Genomic DNA, 18,139 nt, shown 5'->3' on the forward strand with positions numbered 1-18,139 from the left:
TCAGCCGCCCAGCAGACGATGAATGCGCGTCAGACCCGCAGCCAGACGATCCACCTCTTCTTCACTGTTGTAGAAGGTGAAGGAGGCGCGGCACATCGCAGGCACGTTGTAGTGCTGCATCAGCGGCATGGCGCAGTGATGGCCGGTGCGGATGGCAATACCATACTGATCCAGGAAGCTGCCGACATCGTAAGCGTGGTGCTTACCGAGATTGAAGGCGATAACACCGGCGCGCGACTGCGGGCCATAGATGCGGATGTCCGGGACGGTGCCCAGCTTATCCAGGGCATAGTTCATGAGCGCCGTTTCACGCGCATGAATAGTATCGAGTCCCAGCGCCTGCACGTAGGCCAGTGCCGCACCAAAGCCGATAATGCCGCCGGTATTAGGGGTGCCGGCTTCAAAACGCCACGGCGCGCTGTTCCAGGTGGTGCCCGTCGGCAGCATGACGCGGTCAATCATCGAACCGCCGCCCTCCCAGGGTGGCATCTGGTCCAGCAACGCTTTGCGTCCATAAAGGATACCCACGCCGTTCGGGCCGTAGAGTTTATGGCTGGAGAAAACATAGAAATCACAGCCGGTATCCTGCACGTCAACTTTGTCATGCATTACCGCCTGCGCACCATCCACCAGAGTAACAACACCCGCGGCTTTGGCCTGCGCCACGATCGCTTTGACCGGGTTAACCGTGCCGAGCACGTTTGAAACATGCGTCACGGCCAGCAGGCGCGTGCGGCTGTCAATCAGCCCCGCCAGCTGCTCAAGCGCCAGCTCACCGTTGTCATTCAACGGCAGCACACGCACTTCGGCTCCGGTGCGCTCAGCCAGCATCTGCCATGGAACGATATTGGCGTGATGTTCCATCTCAGTAATGATCAGGTTATCGCCAGACCGGAGCTGACTGCTGCCCCAGCTGTTGGCCACCAGATTGATGCCTTCGGTGGTTCCTTTGACGAAAACAATCTCTTCCTGCGACGAGGCGTTCAGGAAACGGGCGGCCTGATCGCGCACGTTCTCCATATCACTGGTTGCCTGCTGGCTCAGCGTATGGATGCCGCGATGCACGGCCGCATAGCCGTGTTGGTAAAAATGACTCTCGGCATTGATCACCGAGAGGGGACGTTGTGCGCTGGCGGCGCTGTCAAGGTAGGCCAGCGGATGACCGTTGACCTCTCGCTTCAGGATAGGAAAATCAGCCCTGATGCGGTCGAGATCGAAGTTCATCATACGTCGCCTCCGGGAAAACGTTGCGCGATACGCTGCAGTACGGCCTGACGCATCACCGGATTTTCCAGTGTTTCGGTCAGTTCTGCCGCAAAGGCGTGGATAATCATGGTCTGCGCAGCATCCTGCTCAATACCGCGCGAACGCAGATAGAACATCTGCTCGTCATCGATACGGCCGATGGTGGCGCCGTGGCTGCACTTAACGTCATCCGCATAGATTTCCAGCTGCGGCTTGGTATCGACCTCTGCCAGCTTGCCCAGCAACAGGTTGTTGTTGGTCATCTGCCCGTCTGTCTTCAGTGCATGCTGTGCCACTTTGATGTGACCGTTAAACACCGCACGGCCTTTGTCACGCACGATGGTTTTATGCATCTGACGGCTGACGCAGTGGCCTTTATTGTGCTCCAGGTAAGTACGGGTATCCGCGACTTCCTGTTTCACCGGCAACACCAGGCTGTTAATCGCCAGCGTACTGTTCTCGCCGTTCAGCTGCGTGCTGGTATTGTGGCGCGACAGACCGGCACCCAGCAGGAAGCTGGTACTGCTGACCTGCGCATCGTTACCCACCACCAGATCGTTGTGCGCAAAGTGATAGCTGTTGCTGCTTTCAAACGCCAGTTTGGTGTGGGTCAGCTTTGCATTATCTCCGATCGCACAGGTAAAGCGCGAACCGGTGAAATGGGCCTGATCGTTGAGTGAAACGTAGTGCTCAATCACTTCCGCTTCGGCGCTCTCTTCCAGCTGCAGGTGATGACGATAATGAACAGTGTTCATGCCCGTCTGCTGACCGCTGGTGATATGCAGCAGGTAGACCGGGCGCGCTGCAGATTTACCGCGTGCCAGACGCAGGGTGGTCACCTCTTCTGCCAGGCTTTCGGTCAGATGCAGAAACACTTCCGGCTGAACGGCAGCGGGCAGCGGACGACGCTCGGCGGCCACGCTGTGCTGAATCTCAAACAGCTCGGTGTCGCGGCTGCTCAGCGCCGCCTGGAACTGACCGTCAACGAAGACCAGGCGGATGGCATCCAGCGGCAGCGCCAGCGCATCAACCTGTTCAGCGCTCAGAGTCTGAGGTGCGTCAGGCAACACAAACTGCTGTGACAGCAGCGTGTCCAGCGGGGTGTATTTCCAGTTTTCATGCTTGCGGGTTGGCAGGCCAACGCGCATCAGTTGCTGCCAGTGCTGCTGAGCCTGCAGAGAACGCACGTCGCCGCGCGACTCAAACAGGTGATGCCACTGTTGCAGCGCAGAATCACTCTTCGTCGGTAAGCCAGCCATAACCTTGCTCCTCCAGCTGTTTCACCAGCGAGAAGTCGCCAGATTTCACGATTTTGCCCTGATACAGAACATGAACGAAGTCTGGCTTGATGTAGTCCAGAATACGCTGGTAGTGGGTCACGATGATAAAGGCACGCTTTTCGTCACGCAGGCTGTTCACACCATTGGCAACGATTTTCAGCGCATCAATGTCCAGACCGGAGTCGGTTTCATCGAGGATGCAGAGCTCAGGCTCCAGCGCCGCCATCTGCAGGATGTCGTTACGCTTCTTCTCGCCGCCGGAGAAGCCGACGTTAACGGAACGGGTCAGCAGATCTTCCGGCATCTTCAGCAGCTGAATTTTCTCTTCGATGAAGTCCTGGAAATCAAAGCGATCCAGCTCTTCCTGCTGACGGTATTTGCGCACCGCGTTTACCGACGTCTGCAGGAAAAACTGATTGCTGACGCCGGGGATTTCGACCGGATACTGGAACGCCATAAAGATACCTTCACCAGCGCGCTCTTCCGGTGCCAGCTCCAGCAGATCTTTACCGTTGAAGCTCACCGAACCGCCGGTCACTTCATAATCTTCGCGGCCTGCCAGCGTGGCTGACAGCGTACTTTTACCTGAGCCGTTCGGGCCCATGATGGCATGCACTTCGCCTGGTTTAATTTCGAGATTCAGGCCACGCAGAATGGCTTTATCTTCAACACTGACCTGCAAATCTTTAATGCTTAACATACTTATTCCTTCACGTTGCTTCCGGCAAGGCGTGTGACGGCATCAGCCCACACTGTGCTCAAGGCTGATGGCTAACAATTTCTGGGCTTCCACGGCAAATTCTAGTGGCAGCTCGGAGAATACGTCTTTACAGAAGCCGTTCACGATCATCGAGATGGCATCTTCTTCACTGATACCGCGTTGCAGACAGTAGAACATCTGATCTTCGCCGATGCGTGATGTCGTGGCTTCGTGCTCCAGCTGAGCGGTGTTATTGCGGGTCTCCACATACGGGAAGGTATGGGCGCCGCAATCCGGGCCGATCAGCATCGAGTCACACTGCGTAAAGTTACGCGCGTTGGTGGCGGTTGGCATGATTTTCACCAGACCGCGATAGGTGTTCTGACTTTTACCGGCCGAAATCCCTTTAGAGATGATGGTCGATTTGGTGTTTTTACCAATGTGGATCATCTTGGTGCCGGTATCGGCCTGCTGACGACCGCTGGTCAGCGCCACGGAGTAGAACTCACCCACCGAGTAGTCCCCGCGCAGAATGCAGCTCGGGTATTTCCAGGTGATCGCAGAGCCGGTTTCTGACTGTGTCCAGGACATCTTGCTGTGGTCACCTTCACACAGCGCACGCTTGGTCACGAAGTTGAGGATACCGCCCTCGCCTTCACCGCCAGGGAACCAGTTCTGAACCGTGGAGTATTTCACTTCGGCGTTTTTGTGGATGATCACTTCCACCACGGCCGCATGCAGCTGATAGCTGTCACGCACCGGGGCTGAGCAGCCTTCGATGTAGCTGACATAGCTGTCTTCGTCGGCAATCAGGATGGTGCGCTCGAACTGACCGGTTTTCGCGGCGTTGATGCGGAAATAGGTCGACAGCTCCATCGGGCAGCGCACCCCTTTCGGGATATAGACAAAGGTGCCGTCTGAGGCGACCGCGGAGTTCAGCGCGGCAAAGAAGTTGTCATTCGCCGGCACGACGGTGCCCAGATACTGCTTCACCAGCTCAGGGTGTTCCTGAATCGCTTCGCCAAAAGAGCAGAAGATGATGCCCTGCTCCGCCAGCTTGCCGCGATAGGTGGTGGCGACTGAAACGGAGTCGAAAATCGCGTCAACCGCCACTTCGCGGCCTTCGCGGACCGGCACACCCAGCTGATTAAAGGCGTTTTCCACTTCCTGCGTCAGATATTCACTGGCGGGCGCGCTGCCTGAGGCCTGAGTGGCACCCGGCTCCGACGCGCAGCTATCGTCACAGCTGCCGCATGAGGGCGCGGAGTAGTAGCTGTAATCCTGATAGTCGAGCTTCTCGTAGTGCGCTTTCAGCCAGTGAGGCTCTTCCATTTCAAGCCAGGCATGAAACGCTTTAAGACGAAACTCCAGCATCCACTCTGGCTCGTTACGCTTGGCCGAAATCGCGCGCACGACATCTTCGTTGATGCCGTTGGCAAATTCTTCGGTTTGCAGTTGGGTAAAGAAGCCCTCTTTGTAGTTGAGCTTGCCTTCCCAGATTTGTACATCGTCAGATGTTTCGCTGTGTCGTGACATATTTCACTTACTCGACGCCAAAGCTCTCACCGCACCCGCAGGCGTGCTGAGCTTTAGGGTTATTGAATTTAAAAATCTGATTCAGGCCTTCGCGAACATAGTCCAGCTCGGTGCCATCAACGAATGGCATCGCCTGAAGCGGCACAAACAGCGTTGCGCCGTAGAATGAAAACTGCAGATCGTCTTCGACAGGCTCTTTCACCAAATCCATAACGTAGCCGAACCCGGCGCAGCCGGATTGTTTTACGCTGAGTCGCAGACCCTTGACATCAGGGTCCTGAGCCGCCAGATTGAGAATTTGTTGCGCTGCGGTTTCAGTCAGCGTCAGCCCTTTCCAGACGAAATCGTCAGGTGAGAAAGAGTCTGTATTAACGGATGCCATATTGATACCTCTTGAGTCCGGACCTTTTCAGGCTATCCCCCTATGGTAGTGATCTCACCGATCACTTCAACCTCTTGTTTTGCAGGGATAATCATCTTGTGCTGTTTTATTTGCTTAATAATTAAGCATAGCCTCTTCAGCTCACTGTGTGGTGAGAACGTCAGCCTTAATAAGCCAGTGATAACCTATTAATAAATCAATCATTTTAAAATAACCCTTTTTGATAAAAAGGCTTATTGATAGGTTACACCTTTCTGCGATGTAAACAGATTGTTATTTCCGATTATACCGACAGGCAGGATAAATCGTTAAATTTTTCTGCCTGCACATTGCAATCCCTGAATAGTTGAATATGATAATTATTATCATTCACATTCAGGATGGTTTCATGACGCTCTCTGTCTCAGCCTGGCTCCAGCACAAAATCGATGAATACCAGTTCAGCATCCGCGATATCACCGTCGACTTTTACATGGCGCAGGCAAAGCTTGATCGGGCCGACTGCACGATACATCAGCTGCGTCAGTTCAACGATGCCTGTCAGGATATGGCAGAGATCTGCCAGTTGAATGGTGACGACCAGAGTTACCTGCATGCGATGGGAAAACTGCATCATCGCCTGGTTCAGGAGATGGGAAACAGCGAACGCGACCGCCTGTTCCGTATTCAGGCTTACCAGCTGGCGCGCCTCTCCCTGACCCGCCTCTGCCATCAACTGGCTCTCGTCGGCGAGTGGAACAAAGCCTCCGCGCTGCAAAGCGACTTCGTACGTCACGCAGGCTGGATATTCTAATCCAGCCATGCCGTGACGTCGCGCACAATTTTTTTACATTAATGCTAACAAAGCCTGAAGCGGATGACGCATGCCGTTGCCTTCCACCCGTTTGACCTGACTGCGGCAGGAGTAGCCGGTCGCCAGACAGCGCTGACGCGGCAGCCGCTGAAGCTGCGGATGCCATGAGAGCGCATAGATCCCCAGCGAGTTCTCCAGATTTTTACTCTCATGGCCGTAAGTTCCGGCCATGCCGCAGCAGCCGACGTTGATATTCTCCAGTTTCGCACCAAACCGGGCGAAGATATCCTGCCACTGACCGGGGGCTGAGGGCAGCGCAGTCACCTCGGTACAGTGCGCAAACAGATACCATGACTCGCCGCCCGTGGCCTGTACGTCACGCTCTGCCAGCGCCCGCTGCAGCCATTCATGCACCAGCAACACAGCAAAGTCGCCGCGTGCGTCGCCCAGCGTCTGACGATACTCATCGCGATAGCAGAGCACGGTGGCCGGGTCGACCCCGACCATCGGCAGGCCCAGTTTTGCCACCCGGTTGAGGAAGTCGGCCGTCCGGGCTGCGGTTCGGGCAAAGCGCTGCAGGAAGCCTTTAACGTGCTGCGCTTTACCATTGGGTGAGAATGGCAGCAGAACCGGACGATAGCCCAGCTTCTCAATCAGCCGGACGAAGTCACTGACCAGCTGCGCCTCATAGAAGCTGGTAAAGGGGTCCTGAACCACCAGCACACAACGCTCACGCTCCGCGGCGGTCAGCGCTTCCAGCTGCTCCAGCGTCATGTTCATCGCCGGATGTCCGCTGAGCTGCTGCTTCAGATTGGGCGCAGAGAGCAGAGGCAGGTCGACCATGCCGATATGCGTTTTGCTCAGCTCTTTCAGCCACGGCTGGCGCAGGAAGAAGTTAAACACTTTGGGTGCCTTCGCCATCAGCGGCGCATAGCTCTCAACCGCTGCCACCAGATGGTCGCTCGCCGGACGCAGATAGCGGGTGTGGTAGAGCTGCAGGAAGCGTGAGCGGAACGCAGGCACGTCGATTTTGATCGGACACTGGGTGGAGCAGGCTTTGCAGGCCAGACAGCCTGACATCGCCTCTTTGACCTCATGCGAGAAGTCATACTCCCCTTTGCTGGCGTGCCAGCTGTTGCGGGTACGGGCGATCAGGGCGCGCAGCGACAGACGGCTTTCCGGCAGCTGCTTCTCCAGCATCAGCGGATCGACGCCCTGCCCGGCCAGCAGCCGCAGCCACTCCCGCGTCAGGCTCGCCCGTCCTTTGGGCGAATGAATACGGTTGCGGGTGATCTTCATGGACGGACACATCGGGCTGCGGGCATCGAAGTTAAAACATAACCCGTTGCCATTACACTCCATCGCGCCACGCCACTCATCCCGCACCGTTAACGGAATCTGCCGATCCCAGGTGCCACGCTTGACCGCATCAACCTGCATCATCTCGTCATGACGGTTGAAGGGGGTACAGATCTTGCCCGGATTAAGACGGTTAAGCGGATCGAAGGCCGCTTTGATGCGGCGCAGTTCGTTAAACAGCGTTTCGCCAAAGAAGGCCGGACTGTACTGCGCACGGAACCCTTTACCATGCTCTCCCCACAGCAGGCCACCGTAGCGCGCGGTCAGTGCCACCACTTCGTCGGAGATCTGTTTCATCATCATCTCCTGCTGCGGATCGCACATATCCAGCGCCGGACGGACGTGCAGCACGCCCGCATCAACGTGTCCGAACATGCCGTAACTCAGACCGTGGCTGTCGAGCAGCGCGCGAAACTCGACAATGTAATCCGCCAGCTTCTCGGGCGGCACGGCCGTGTCTTCCACAAAGGGGATCGGTTTTGCCCGCCCTTTGGCGTTGCCCAGCAGTCCGACGGCCTTTTTACGCATGTTATAGATGCGTTCGATGCCCTCCAGGTCGTTACAGAACTGATAGCCAATCACACCGCCCTGCTGCTGCGCCATCAGCGCATCGAGGCGGGCACTGAGCCGTTCAATCTGCTGGTCGATCAGTGCGGCGTTGTCACCGGCGAACTCAACGATGTTCAGCCCCTGCATCTCTTTATCGGGCACATCGGCGATCAGTTCACGCACCGAGTGCCAGACGATATCTTCACGGGCCAGATTGAGCACCTTAGAGTCCACGGTTTCAACCGACAGCGCCTGGGCTTCTACCATAAAGGGTGCATTGCGCAGCGCAGAGTCAAAGGAGTCATATTTGATGTTTACCAGCCGCCGCACTTTTGGCAGCGGTGTGATATCAAGCCGGGCTTCGGTGACAAACGCCAGCGTACCTTCCGCGCCACAGAGTAGCCGCGTCATGTTAAAGGTCTGCATGTCATCGCTGAAGACATGGCGCAGGTCATAACCGGTCAGGAACCGATTCAGCTTTGGAAACTTTTCCAGAATCAGCGCCCGGTGTTCACGGCAGCGGGTCAGAACCTGCTGATAGAGCCGCCCTTCGGGTGTTGCCGTCTGCGCCAGCGTTTCCGCCAGCGCGGTGGCCATCGGCCGCGTATCCAGGATATCGCCGCCCAGCAGCACGGCGCGCAGGCCCAGCACATGATCCGAGGTCTTGCCATACACCAGCGATCCCTGCCCCGAAGCATCGGTGTTGATCATACCGCCCAGCGTCGCCCGGTTACTGGTGGACAACTCCGGGGAGAAGAAAAAGCCGAAAGGCTTCAGCCAGGCATTGAGCTGATCTTTGATCACGCCCGCTTCCACCCGCACCCACCGCTCTTCCGTATTGATCTCCAGAATGCGGTTCATATAGCGCGACATGTCGACCACAATCCCCTGATTCAGCGACTGCCCGTTTGTACCGGTGCCGCCGCCGCGCGGTGTAAACACCAGGCTGGCGAAGCGGGCCTCTCCCGCCACGCGGGCGAGCAGCGCCACATCCGCGGTGGAGCGCGGAAACAGCGCCGCGTCAGGCAGCAACTGATAGATGCTGTTATCGGTGGAGAGTGAGAGACGATCGGCATAGCTGGTTGCCATGTCGCCGGTAAAACCCTGCTCTTTCAGCGACTCAAGGAACGTCAGCACCAGTTGAACGAGGCCCGGTGCCTGCGAAATCTGTGGGATCATGATTGTCTGACCGAAGGTGTTGTAAACGTTTGCGTTTATGCGTTAGCGATTTCCCGTTTTAACATATTTTTTCTGCGTCTGCCGTTTTTTCAGAAAAGCCAAAACCTTTCTCGGTAACGCTGTTTAATCCTCAGTAAATAGATCATGATGAAAACCGGCATCGCTATGCCGGAAAATGAAGGATTAAGACGAGGTTATGAGTCAATGATGAAAAGCCAGTACCGGGATATGGATTTACCGCAGATTCTCTTTACCCTGATGTTCATTCTGCTGCTGATTGTCGCCTGCCTGTGGGTGGTGCAGCCGTTTATTCTGGGCTTCGCCTGGGCCAGCATGGTGGTCATTGCTACCTGGCCGCTGATGCTGAAATTTCAGCGACTGCTGTGGGGACGCCGTTCGCTGGCTGTGATCGTGATGACCCTGCTGCTTTTGCTGCTGTTTATCATCCCTATCGCCCTGCTGGTCAGCAGCCTGATTGATAACAGCGCACCGGTCATTTCGTGGGTCACGCAGGGGCACACGATGCCGAAGCTGGTGTGGCTCAAAGATATCCCGATGGTCGGCAAAAAGCTTTATGTCAGTTATGACACCCTGGTGGCGAGCGGCGGGGCCGGGATCATGGCCAAGATACAGCCCTATATCGGGCGCACCACCGGCTTTTTTGTCGCTCAGGCCGGTCATTTCGGACGCTTTATGATCCATCTGGGCGTGATGTTACTTTTCAGCGTGCTGCTTTACTGGCGCGGTGAGCAGGCCGCTCAGGGCATTCGCCACTTTGCCTTTCGTATGGCCGGACGCCGTGGGGATGCCGCCGTGCTTCTGGCGGCGCAGTCCATTCGTGCCGTGGCGCTGGGCGTGGTAGTCACGGCGCTGGTACAGGGCGTACTCGGCGGTATCGGTCTGGCTATCTCCGGTATTCCCTACGCCACGCTCTTAACAGTGCTGATGATCCTCTGCTGTCTGGTCCAGCTCGGCCCGCTGCTGGTGCTGGTTCCGGCCATCATCTATCTCTACTGGAGCGGCGACACCACCTGGGGAACCGTGCTGCTGGTCTGGAGCTGTGTGGTGGGCACGATGGACAACGTCCTGCGTCCGATGTTAATTCGTATGGGTGCCGATCTGCCGATGATCCTGATCCTCTCTGGTGTTATTGGTGGTCTGTTTGCGTTTGGCATGATTGGTCTTTTTATCGGACCGGTGGTGCTGGCGGTCTCTTATCGTCTCGTTTCCGTCTGGGTGCATGAAGCGCCGGCCCCGGATAACGATCCGCAGGCGGTGGCGGAAGCCCTTGCCGATCACGATGGCACCCCGCCCGCTGTGTGATACGGAACGGTAACAGGTTCTCCCGACGGCCTGTTTAACGATTGATTAGTGCGGTTAATGATGATTAACCGCACACCCCCCTGCGGATCGGATAAATTTCCCTTTCCATTAGCGATTTTTAAGAAAAAAGCCATTTCCGGCCCAAAACAGACCTTTTTCGGCTAAAAAAGATTATTTTCTGCACTGTTTCTTAAGCCAAATGGGGGAGTTTAGGGGGCAAAAGATTATCGGCTTTAAACTAATAAGAGGATTCTTAAAGACGCCAGCCAGCCATATGAATAACATGTTTCCTATGTTCGAAATCAACTTACTGATTTCTAAACAACCTTATTCCCCTGAGTAGAGTAAAGAATTGCTGTGTGTAGTCTTTGCCCATCCCCTGTGATGGGCTTTTTTTTTGCCTGAATCTGACCAGCAATAAAAAGAAAAAGGCCCGCAATGCGGGCCTGAAGATTTGACAACAGCAGCGGTGAGACCGTCAGGCCGTTTTCTTTAACTGCGCCAGACTCACCCAGGTTTCCACGACGGTGTCCGGGTTGAGCGACAGACTGTCAATGCCCTCTTCCATCAGCCAGGCGGCGAAATCCTGGTGATCGGACGGTCCCTGACCGCAGATGCCCACATATTTCCCCTGCTTTTTCGCGGCCCTGATCGCCATCGACAGCAGTGCCTTCACCGCCTCGTTTCGCTCATCAAACAACGCAGAAACCACGCCTGAGTCGCGATCCAGTCCCAGCGTCAGCTGCGTCATGTCGTTAGAGCCGATAGAGAAGCCATCAAAGTGCGCCAGGAACTGCTCCGCCAGCAGGGCATTCGATGGGATCTCGCACATCATGATGATCTTCAGCCCGTTCTCACCGCGCTTCAGCCCCTGACGCGCCAGCTCCTCCACCACCGCCTGCGCCTGGTCCACCGTGCGCACGAACGGAACCATGATTTCGACGTTGGTCAGGCCCATCTCATTGCGGACACGTTTTACCGCTTCACACTCCAGCGCAAAGCAGTCCCGGAAGCTATCGGCCACATAGCGACCTGCGCCCCGGAAACCGAGCATCGGGTTTTCCTCTTCCGGCTCATAGCGTTCGCCGCCCACAAGGTTGGCATATTCGTTAGTTTTAAAGTCGGAAAGTCGGACAATTACGCGTTTCGGTGCGAATGCCGCGCCAAGGGTAGCAATTCCCTCGGTCAGGCGGGCGATGTAGAACTCCACCGGATTATCAAATCCTTTGGTCATTTTACGAATCTGCTGCTGCAGTTCCGGGGTCTGCTGGTCGAACTCCAGCAGCGCTTTCGGATGCACGCCAATCATGCGGTTGATGATGAACTCCAGCCGCGCCAGGCCGACACCTTCATTCGGCAGACAGGCAAAATCGAAGGCACGGTCGGGATTGCCCACGTTCATCATGATTTTCAGCGGCAGTTCAGGCAGTGAGTCAACCTGAGAGCTGGTGATATCGAAGTCCAGCAGGTCATCATAGACATAGCCGGTATCGCCTTCGGCGCAGGAGACGGTAACATTGTGCCCCTCTTTCAGCCGATCGGTGGCGTCACCACAGCCCACCACGGCCGGAATGCCCAGCTCACGCGCGATGATCGCCGCATGGCAGGTTCGTCCGCCCCGGTTAGTGACGATAGCGGATGCCTTCTTCATGATCGGTTCCCAGTCCGGGTCGGTCATGTCGGTCACCAGCACATCCCCTTTCTCAATCCGGTTCATTTCGCTGATATCGTGGATGACCTTCACCGTACCGGCGCCGATACGATGACCGATAGCACGGCCTTCCACTACCACGCTGCCCTGCGCCTGCAGGGTGTAGCGCTCCATCACCTGACCGTTTGAACGCACGGTTTCAGGACGAGCCTGAACGATAAACAGTTTGCCGGTGTGACCATCTTTGGCCCACTCAATATCCATCGGGCGCTGATAGTGCTGTTCGATCAGCACGGCCTGCTTCGCCAGCGCCTGCACCTCTTCATCGTTCAGGCAGAAACGATCGCGATCGGCCTCCGGCACATCTTCAATCCGCACCTGCTCACCGTGGGCCTGAGAGTCGGCGTAGACCATGCGAACCTTTTTCGACCCCATGTTGCGGCGCACGATAGCGGGACGATCGGCTGCCAGGGTCGGTTTGTGGACATAGAACTCATCCGGGTTAACCGCACCCTGCACCACCATTTCACCCAGCCCCAGTGCAGCCGTGATAAACACCACCTGATCAAAGCCGGATTCGGTATCAATGGTAAACATCACGCCAGACGCGGCCAGATCCGAGCGTACCATGCGCTGAATGCCGGCAGAGAGCGCCACACCGCGATGATCGTAGCCCTGGTGGACGCGGTAGGAGATGGCACGGTCATTAAACAGTGAGGCGAAGACGTGCTTCACCGCCACCATGACGGCGTCAATACCCTGCACATTCAGAAAGGTCTCTTGCTGACCGGCAAAGGAGGCATCGGGCATATCCTCTGCGGTTGCCGAGGAGCGGACGGCAAACGAGGCGTCATGATCATCGGCAGAAAGCTGCTCGTAGGCGTCCAGAATGGCGGATTCCAGTTCCGGCAGGAAGGGGGTCTCAACCACCCACTGACGAATCTGTTTACCCGCTTTGGCCAGCGCTTCGACATCATCAATGTCGGTTTCATCCAGCAGCGCATAGATACGCTGGTTCAGCCCGCTTTGATCCAGGAAGAGGTTAAAGGCGTATGAGGTCGTCGCAAATCCGTTGGGCACGGAGACACCCAGCGACGAGAGATTCGTGATCATTTCACCCAGAGAGGCATTTTTGCCGCCCACCCGATCAACATCATGCATGCCAAGCTGGTTATACCAGAGCACAAGTGGCTGTGCGTCATTACTGGCCATTAAGCGTATCCTTTTTAATGAATGGGGACAGGGAGTCATCTGTCCTCAGCCTGGCATATCACTTAAGCAATCACGATCTGTTGAATCGTTAAAGCAGAATTTCAGAAGCAGTTTCGGAATTGTGAGCGTTTTATTTTGCCGTTGCGCAAAATCGCCATTTTTACCTAACTCATTGATATTTTGATGTAAGTTAAATTTTCCCTTATCAGGGCGCTGGTTTTTGTTGCGCAACAAACCCGCCCAGACGCTGCCAGAAAACCGCCCCTCAGACGGTTAAAACAGCAAAATCCCCACGTTCGCTTTGTAGCCAGTGCCTTGAATCTCCGGATAAATAACCCGGATAGCGATTCCAGAAATGAACATCCGGCATGATTTTTTTCGCCGCATGACGCATGCTGATAACTCACTCTTGTTCAGGACAGAAGCGGTTATGACAACTGACAGAAGCGTTTTCTATATTTCCGATGGTACCGCCATCACGGCTGAAGTGCTGGGCCATGCGGTGTTGTCGCAGTTCCCGGTCAATATCACCAGCCTGACGCTGCCGTTTGTTGAAAACGTCCAGCGGGCGCTGGCGGTTAAAGCTCAGATCAACGCGCTGTATCAGCAGAGCGGCGTCCGGCCGCTGGTCTTTTTCTCGATAGTCACACCGGAAGTGCGCGACATCATCGTGCAGAGCGAGGGCTTCTGTCAGGACATCGTACAGGCGCTGGTCGCCCCGCTGCAGCAGGAGCTGGGATTAGCGCCTGCGCCAGTGGCTCACCGCACCCACGGTCTGGATGCCAGTAACCTGGGGAAATATGATGCCCGCATCGCGGCGATCGATTACGCCCTGGCCCATGATGACGGCATCTCGCTGCGCGGGCTGGAGGATGCGCAGGTGATCCTCGTCGGCGTCTCACGCTGCGGCAAGACGCCCACCAGCCTCTATCTGGCAATGCAGTTTGGTATCCGTGCTGCCAACTACCCGTTCATTGCTGACGACATGGACAACCTTAAGCTGCCGCCCGCCCTGCGCGCGCATCAGAACAAGCTGTTCGGGCTGACCATCGATCCGGAACGGCTGGCGGCCATCCGCCAGGAGCGGGCGGAAAATACCCGTTACGCCTCAATGCGCCAGTGCCGGCTGGAAGTGGGCGAAGTGGAGGCCCTGTTCCGCACCCACCAGATCCGTTACCTGAACAGCACCAACTACTCGGTGGAGGAGATAGCCACAAAAATTCTCGACATCATGGGTCTGACACGCCGCATGTACTAGGAAGCGGGAGCGGGCAGACGATGTAAAGCGTTGCTGCCGTCGGTTCTGATTTCATTATCAAATTCCGGGTTGAATTCGCACCCTGATGGTTTATTGTGACCACCATCACTTCCCGGTATTTCACCGCTGCGAAGAACCGTTTTCGAGAAACTCATGAATAAAACTGACGAACTGCGTACCGCGCGCATTGGTAATCTGATTACGCCTGCCAGCCTGGCGGCTGAGCACCCTGTCTCTGCGGCGATTGCCGATAATGTCACTGCAGCCCGCAAACGTATTGCCCGTATTCTGACCGGTGAAGATCCCCGCCTGCTGGTGGTGATCGGCCCCTGCTCGCTGCACGATCCCCGAGCGGCGCTGGAGTATGCTGAGCGCCTGAATGCGCTTCGCAGTCGCTATGCCGACCGACTGGAGATTGTTATGCGCGCTTACTTTGAAAAGCCGCGCACCGTAGTGGGCTGGAAAGGATTAATTTCCGATCCGGATCTGGATGGTCGTTATGATGTGAACCGTGGCATCTCTATTGCCCGCAAGCTGCTGATCGACATCAACGCCCTGGGCCTGCCTACCGCCACCGAATTTCTGGATATGGTGATAGGCCAGTTTATTGCCGACCTGATCAGCTGGGGCGCGATTGGCGCTCGCACCACTGAAAGCCAGATCCACCGCGAAATGGCCTCCGCCCTCTCCTGCCCGGTCGGCTTTAAAAACGGCACCGATGGCAACGTCCAGATTGCTGTGGATGCGATTCGTGCCGCACGCGCCAGCCATATGTTCCTCTCGCCGGATAAGCTGGGCCAGATGACCATTTATCAGACCAGCGGCAATCCGCATGGTCATGTGATTCTGCGTGGCGGTAAACAGCCCAACTATCATGCCAGTGACGTCGCGGCGGCGGCTGAGAGTCTGTCAGCCTTTAATCTGCCAGAGCAGCTGGTCATCGATTTCAGTCACGGCAACTGCCTGAAGCAGCACCGTCGTCAGAAGGATGTGGCCGCGGATGTCGCGGAGCAGATCAAAGCAGGATCGCGTGCCGTGGCGGGCGTTATGATTGAAAGTTTCCTGCAGGAGGGCAATCAGAAGGTGGTGAGTGGTGAGCCCCTGGTTTACGGCCAGTCGATTACCGATCCCTGCCTCGGCTGGGAGGATAGCGAAGCTGTTCTCGCCCTGCTGGCCGAGGCGGTTTCTCACCGCCTCTGAGTCTCTGTCAGCTGGAGCAGCTCACCTCAAGCGTTTTACCCCAGTCTGGTGGCCGCTGACGATAGTCGGCGGCTGTTTCATCACTGAAGGGTTGCTGCAGCGCCTGGTGCAGACGCGCCAGCGCGCCCTGCTCTCCCTGCTCAGCCTCTTCAATCGCCTGCTGTGCCAGGTAATTTCTGAGTATCACCGCCGGGTTTGCTGCCTTCATTACCGCCTGACGCTCCGCATCGCTGACCTGTTCATCCATCAGGCGGCTGCGGTAGCGCTGATACCAGCGGTCAAAGGTCTCACGATCAATGAACTCATCCCGCAGCGGTGAGCGGCTTTCCGCCTGTTGCGTCTCACTCAGTTGCCGGAACGTCAGGGTGTAATCGCTGTGCTCCTGCGTCATCAGCGCCAGCAGGTCGGTCAGGATCTGATTGTCGCTGCTCTGCTGAGTCAGTAAACCGAGTTTAGCCCGCATCCGCTCTCCCCACACCCGCATCAGTTCAGGTTCATAGGCGCTGAGTGCCGTGCGCAGTTGTTCAGTCGTCAGCAGCCCTGACAGCGCATGGGCCAGACGGTTAAGGTTCCACATGCCTATCATTGGCTGATTTTCAAAACTGTAGCGCCCCTGATAGTCGCTGTGGTTGCAGATAAAGTCAGGCTGATAATCATCCAGAAAACCATAGGGGCCATAGTCGATGGTCAGGCCCAGAATCGACATGTTGTCCGTATTCATCACGCCATGCGCGAAGCCCACGCTCTGCCACAGCGCAATCAGCCGGGCAGTGCGCACCACAACGTCGGTAAACCAGCGCTGATAGCGATTCGCCTCCTCCACCAGATGCGGCCAGTGATGGCGGATGGCGTAGTCGGCCAGCTGCTGCACTTTCTCCTGCTGCTGGCTGTAAAAGAAATGCTCGAAATGACCAAAGCGCAGATGGCTGGGTGAAATGCGCATCAGCATTGCACCGCGCTCCGCCGTTTCACGGTAAACCGGCTCATCGCCAATCGACAGGGTCAGGGCGCGCGTGGTGGGGATCCCCAGATGGTGCAATGCTTCAGAGGCCAGGAACTCGCGAACGCTGGAACGGATCACCGCCCGCCCATCCCCCATGCGGGAATAGGGGGTCAGGCCCGCGCCCTTGAGGTGCCAGTCAAGTTTCTCGCCATCCTCTGTGCGCTGTTCTCCCAGCAGGATGCCGCGCCCGTCGCCCAGCTGACCGGCCCAGACGCCAAACTGATGGCCACTGTACACCTGGGCCAGTGGCTGCATACCGGGCAGCAGTGCCGCGCCGTGCCAGACGTCATGCCCGTTACCGGCGAAGAGTGCGCTATCCAGCCCCATTGAGGCGGCCAGCGGGGCGTTATGATAGAGCAGGCGTCCGCCTGCCAGCGGCGTAGGGTTAAGCGCGGTATAGCATCCGGTAAGCTCCCGGAACCAGGTATTGTCAAAAGATAGCTTGCCTGAGGACATTGTTTCTCCCATGCGATGCTCAGCGAGACGTCGGTTTGCCAAAACCTTCAGTGTAACGCTGATACCGGGGATTAAACAGGTTCCATCAACCAGGATGCTGAGAAGAGGGTCGGCGACTGTCGGCGCGGATCAGGGAACGCAACGCGTCAGATTTGACCACCGGGAACAGTGCGCCCTGAAAATCGACCCCACTGAGCTGGCTCACTTTATCCAGCAGCCGATCATCGTCGATGCCGCAAATAATCAGCCGGTCACAATGGGTGCGGAAATTATCGATAATGCTCTGCATGAACGGCACAAACGACGCGCGCTTTGCCAGGGAGTGAATAAACTCTTTATCCAGACAGATCCAGCTGAATAAATTATCGTAGACCGCATTCGAGGGTGTTTTGCCAGCCCCAAAATGGGAAAGCGCTAAATTAAACTCATCATGCAGGCTCGCCAGCAGCGGATTATTTTTTCCGAGCTTCAGCTGCGGAAACGTTTCAGTGATATTCAGCAGAATGAAGGGCAGCTGCTTTATTTTGCGCATCACTAATTCGCTGGCCAGCAGCGTCCGGGCCATCCCTTCATCAATACGGATCAATGCGGAGACGTCGTGCGACTCAAATAACGCACGGTTCTGCTCCAGCAGGCTAATCTGACTTTGCAGCAGGCGTAACTGCTGCGACTCATCGAGCTGCGGCAGCAGCAGATCCTGAGGCAGTGTGATCGGCGCACTTTCATGCACAAACTGCGTAACCAGCTCAACAGCAGCCAGCCGTCCGTCAGCATCACAGACAGGATAAAACCAGATTTCCGACTGATAGTCGGCCGAAAGATGAATTTTCATTTTAATGCCAGAATATGCGGCGATGTTGATATCGTATAGTAATGGTCAGGCTCAGGCAATAGCGCCAAATCATTGAAGAGACGACCTTCTTTGCCCTTCCACCACCGTTTGCCAGCCTGCGATGACGCTTAAGCCAAATAGTGACGACAAAACTGCGCTTATTAGCGGAATTAAACCAGCA

At 56.3% G+C, this 18,139-nt stretch carries 13 protein-coding genes and 1 other RNA gene; 5 read left to right on the forward strand and 9 right to left on the reverse strand.

From position 1 onward, the window contains the following. Genes sufS through sufA form a run of 5 tightly spaced genes read right to left on the reverse strand, consistent with a single transcriptional unit; the run spans window position 1 to window position 5,143 of the window. On the reverse strand, window positions 1-1,224 hold the full coding sequence (gene sufS / locus OJ965_RS12675) for a cysteine desulfurase SufS (RefSeq protein ID WP_265139275.1): 1,224 nt from the start codon (window positions 1,222-1,224) through the stop codon (window positions 1-3). Further along, window positions 1,224-2,504, reverse strand: coding sequence for a Fe-S cluster assembly protein SufD (sufD, locus tag OJ965_RS12680; RefSeq protein WP_046101731.1), 1,281 nt, complete (start codon window positions 2,502-2,504; stop codon window positions 1,224-1,226). Before sufD ends, sufS begins: the two co-directional genes overlap by 1 nt. Continuing rightward, on the reverse strand, window positions 2,479-3,225 hold the full coding sequence (gene sufC / locus OJ965_RS12685) for a Fe-S cluster assembly ATPase SufC (RefSeq protein WP_009090499.1): 747 nt from the start codon (window positions 3,223-3,225) through the stop codon (window positions 2,479-2,481). The genes sufD and sufC overlap by 26 nt, the downstream gene beginning before the upstream one ends. A 42-nt stretch (window positions 3,226-3,267) precedes the next feature. Continuing rightward, window positions 3,268-4,761 (reverse strand): Fe-S cluster assembly protein SufB, encoded by a 1,494-nt coding sequence (sufB, locus tag OJ965_RS12690; protein ID WP_046101730.1) that lies wholly within the window; start codon window positions 4,759-4,761, stop codon window positions 3,268-3,270. A 7-nt stretch (window positions 4,762-4,768) separates the two neighbouring features. Then, window positions 4,769-5,143, reverse strand: coding sequence for a Fe-S cluster assembly scaffold SufA (gene sufA, locus OJ965_RS12695; RefSeq protein WP_009090504.1), 375 nt, complete (start codon window positions 5,141-5,143; stop codon window positions 4,769-4,771). 388 nt (window positions 5,144-5,531) lie between these two features. On the opposite strand from sufA, the gene OJ965_RS12700 reads away from it, so the two are divergent. Continuing rightward, window positions 5,532-5,936: a hypothetical protein gene (locus OJ965_RS12700; RefSeq protein WP_009090506.1), complete on the forward strand. Its 405-nt coding sequence runs from the start codon at window positions 5,532-5,534 to the stop codon at window positions 5,934-5,936. 33 nt (window positions 5,937-5,969) lie between these two features. On the opposite strand, the gene ydiJ is transcribed toward OJ965_RS12700, so the two are convergent. Further along, on the reverse strand, window positions 5,970-9,023 hold the full coding sequence (gene ydiJ / locus OJ965_RS12705; protein ID WP_265136108.1) for a D-2-hydroxyglutarate dehydrogenase YdiJ: 3,054 nt from the start codon (window positions 9,021-9,023) through the stop codon (window positions 5,970-5,972). A gap of 204 nt (window positions 9,024-9,227) precedes the next feature. On the opposite strand from ydiJ, the gene ydiK reads away from it, so the two are divergent. Both ydiK and rprA read left to right on the forward strand, forming a co-directional pair. Continuing rightward, window positions 9,228-10,346 carry an AI-2E family transporter YdiK gene (gene ydiK / locus OJ965_RS12710; RefSeq protein WP_374043591.1) on the forward strand — a complete coding sequence of 373 codons (1,119 nt, stop codon included), beginning with the start codon at window positions 9,228-9,230 and terminating at the stop codon, window positions 10,344-10,346. A 292-nt stretch (window positions 10,347-10,638) separates the two neighbouring features. Continuing rightward, window positions 10,639-10,746, forward strand: an RNA gene (rprA, locus tag OJ965_RS12715) — antisense sRNA RprA. Window positions 10,747-10,824: 78 nt separating this feature from the next. On the opposite strand, the gene ppsA is transcribed toward rprA, so the two are convergent. Next, the gene (gene ppsA / locus OJ965_RS12720; protein WP_154928116.1) at window positions 10,825-13,209 is read right to left on the reverse strand and encodes a phosphoenolpyruvate synthase; all 2,385 of its coding nucleotides are present in this window, start codon (window positions 13,207-13,209) and stop codon (window positions 10,825-10,827) included. Between the two features lie 430 nt (window positions 13,210-13,639). Between ppsA and ppsR the strand changes: the two genes are divergently transcribed. Both ppsR and OJ965_RS12730 read left to right on the forward strand, forming a co-directional pair. Further along, complete coding sequence (gene ppsR / locus OJ965_RS12725; protein ID WP_009090518.1) at window positions 13,640-14,467, forward strand: posphoenolpyruvate synthetase regulatory kinase/phosphorylase PpsR; 828 nt, start codon at window positions 13,640-13,642, stop codon at window positions 14,465-14,467. A gap of 153 nt (window positions 14,468-14,620) precedes the next feature. Then, entirely contained in the window at window positions 14,621-15,667 is a 1,047-nt protein-coding gene (locus OJ965_RS12730; protein ID WP_046101726.1) for a 3-deoxy-7-phosphoheptulonate synthase, read from the forward strand. Window positions 15,668-15,674: 7 nt separating this feature from the next. Here OJ965_RS12730 and OJ965_RS12735 read toward each other — a convergent pair whose 3' ends face one another. Both OJ965_RS12735 and OJ965_RS12740 read right to left on the reverse strand, forming a co-directional pair. After that, complete coding sequence (locus OJ965_RS12735; RefSeq protein ID WP_265139276.1) at window positions 15,675-17,126, reverse strand: protein adenylyltransferase SelO; 1,452 nt, start codon at window positions 17,124-17,126, stop codon at window positions 15,675-15,677. Window positions 17,127-17,211: 85 nt separating this feature from the next. Further along, the gene (locus OJ965_RS12740; protein ID WP_046101724.1) at window positions 17,212-17,958 is read right to left on the reverse strand and encodes an EAL domain-containing protein; all 747 of its coding nucleotides are present in this window, start codon (window positions 17,956-17,958) and stop codon (window positions 17,212-17,214) included. Window positions 17,959-18,139: the final 181 nt, after the last annotated feature.

Origin of the sequence: Pantoea anthophila, from assembly GCF_026104315.1 — a bacterium.
GTDB classification, from domain to species: domain Bacteria; phylum Pseudomonadota; class Gammaproteobacteria; order Enterobacterales; family Enterobacteriaceae; genus Pantoea; species Pantoea anthophila.

Excerpts from the sequence above, each read along its gene's own strand:
- OJ965_RS12740 (WP_046101724.1), bottom strand. The coding sequence starts at position 17,958 with ATGAAAATTCATCTTTCGGCCGACTATCAGTCGGAAATCTGGTTTTAT.
- sufD (WP_046101731.1), bottom strand. The coding sequence starts at position 2,504 with ATGGCTGGCTTACCGACGAAGAGTGATTCTGCGCTGCAACAGTGGCAT.
- ydiJ (WP_265136108.1), bottom strand. The coding sequence starts at position 9,023 with ATGATCCCACAGATTTCGCAGGCACCGGGCCTCGTTCAACTGGTGCTG.
- OJ965_RS12730 (WP_046101726.1), top strand. The coding sequence starts at position 14,621 with ATGAATAAAACTGACGAACTGCGTACCGCGCGCATTGGTAATCTGATT.
- sufS (WP_265139275.1), bottom strand. The coding sequence starts at position 1,224 with ATGAACTTCGATCTCGACCGCATCAGGGCTGATTTTCCTATCCTGAAG.
- ppsA (WP_154928116.1), bottom strand. The coding sequence starts at position 13,209 with ATGGCCAGTAATGACGCACAGCCACTTGTGCTCTGGTATAACCAGCTT.
- ydiK (WP_374043591.1), top strand. The coding sequence starts at position 9,228 with ATGATGAAAAGCCAGTACCGGGATATGGATTTACCGCAGATTCTCTTT.
- sufA (WP_009090504.1), bottom strand. The coding sequence starts at position 5,143 with ATGGCATCCGTTAATACAGACTCTTTCTCACCTGACGATTTCGTCTGG.
- ppsR (WP_009090518.1), top strand. The coding sequence starts at position 13,640 with ATGACAACTGACAGAAGCGTTTTCTATATTTCCGATGGTACCGCCATC.
- sufC (WP_009090499.1), bottom strand. The coding sequence starts at position 3,225 with ATGTTAAGCATTAAAGATTTGCAGGTCAGTGTTGAAGATAAAGCCATT.
- OJ965_RS12735 (WP_265139276.1), bottom strand. The coding sequence starts at position 17,126 with ATGTCCTCAGGCAAGCTATCTTTTGACAATACCTGGTTCCGGGAGCTT.
- OJ965_RS12700 (WP_009090506.1), top strand. The coding sequence starts at position 5,532 with ATGACGCTCTCTGTCTCAGCCTGGCTCCAGCACAAAATCGATGAATAC.
- sufB (WP_046101730.1), bottom strand. The coding sequence starts at position 4,761 with ATGTCACGACACAGCGAAACATCTGACGATGTACAAATCTGGGAAGGC.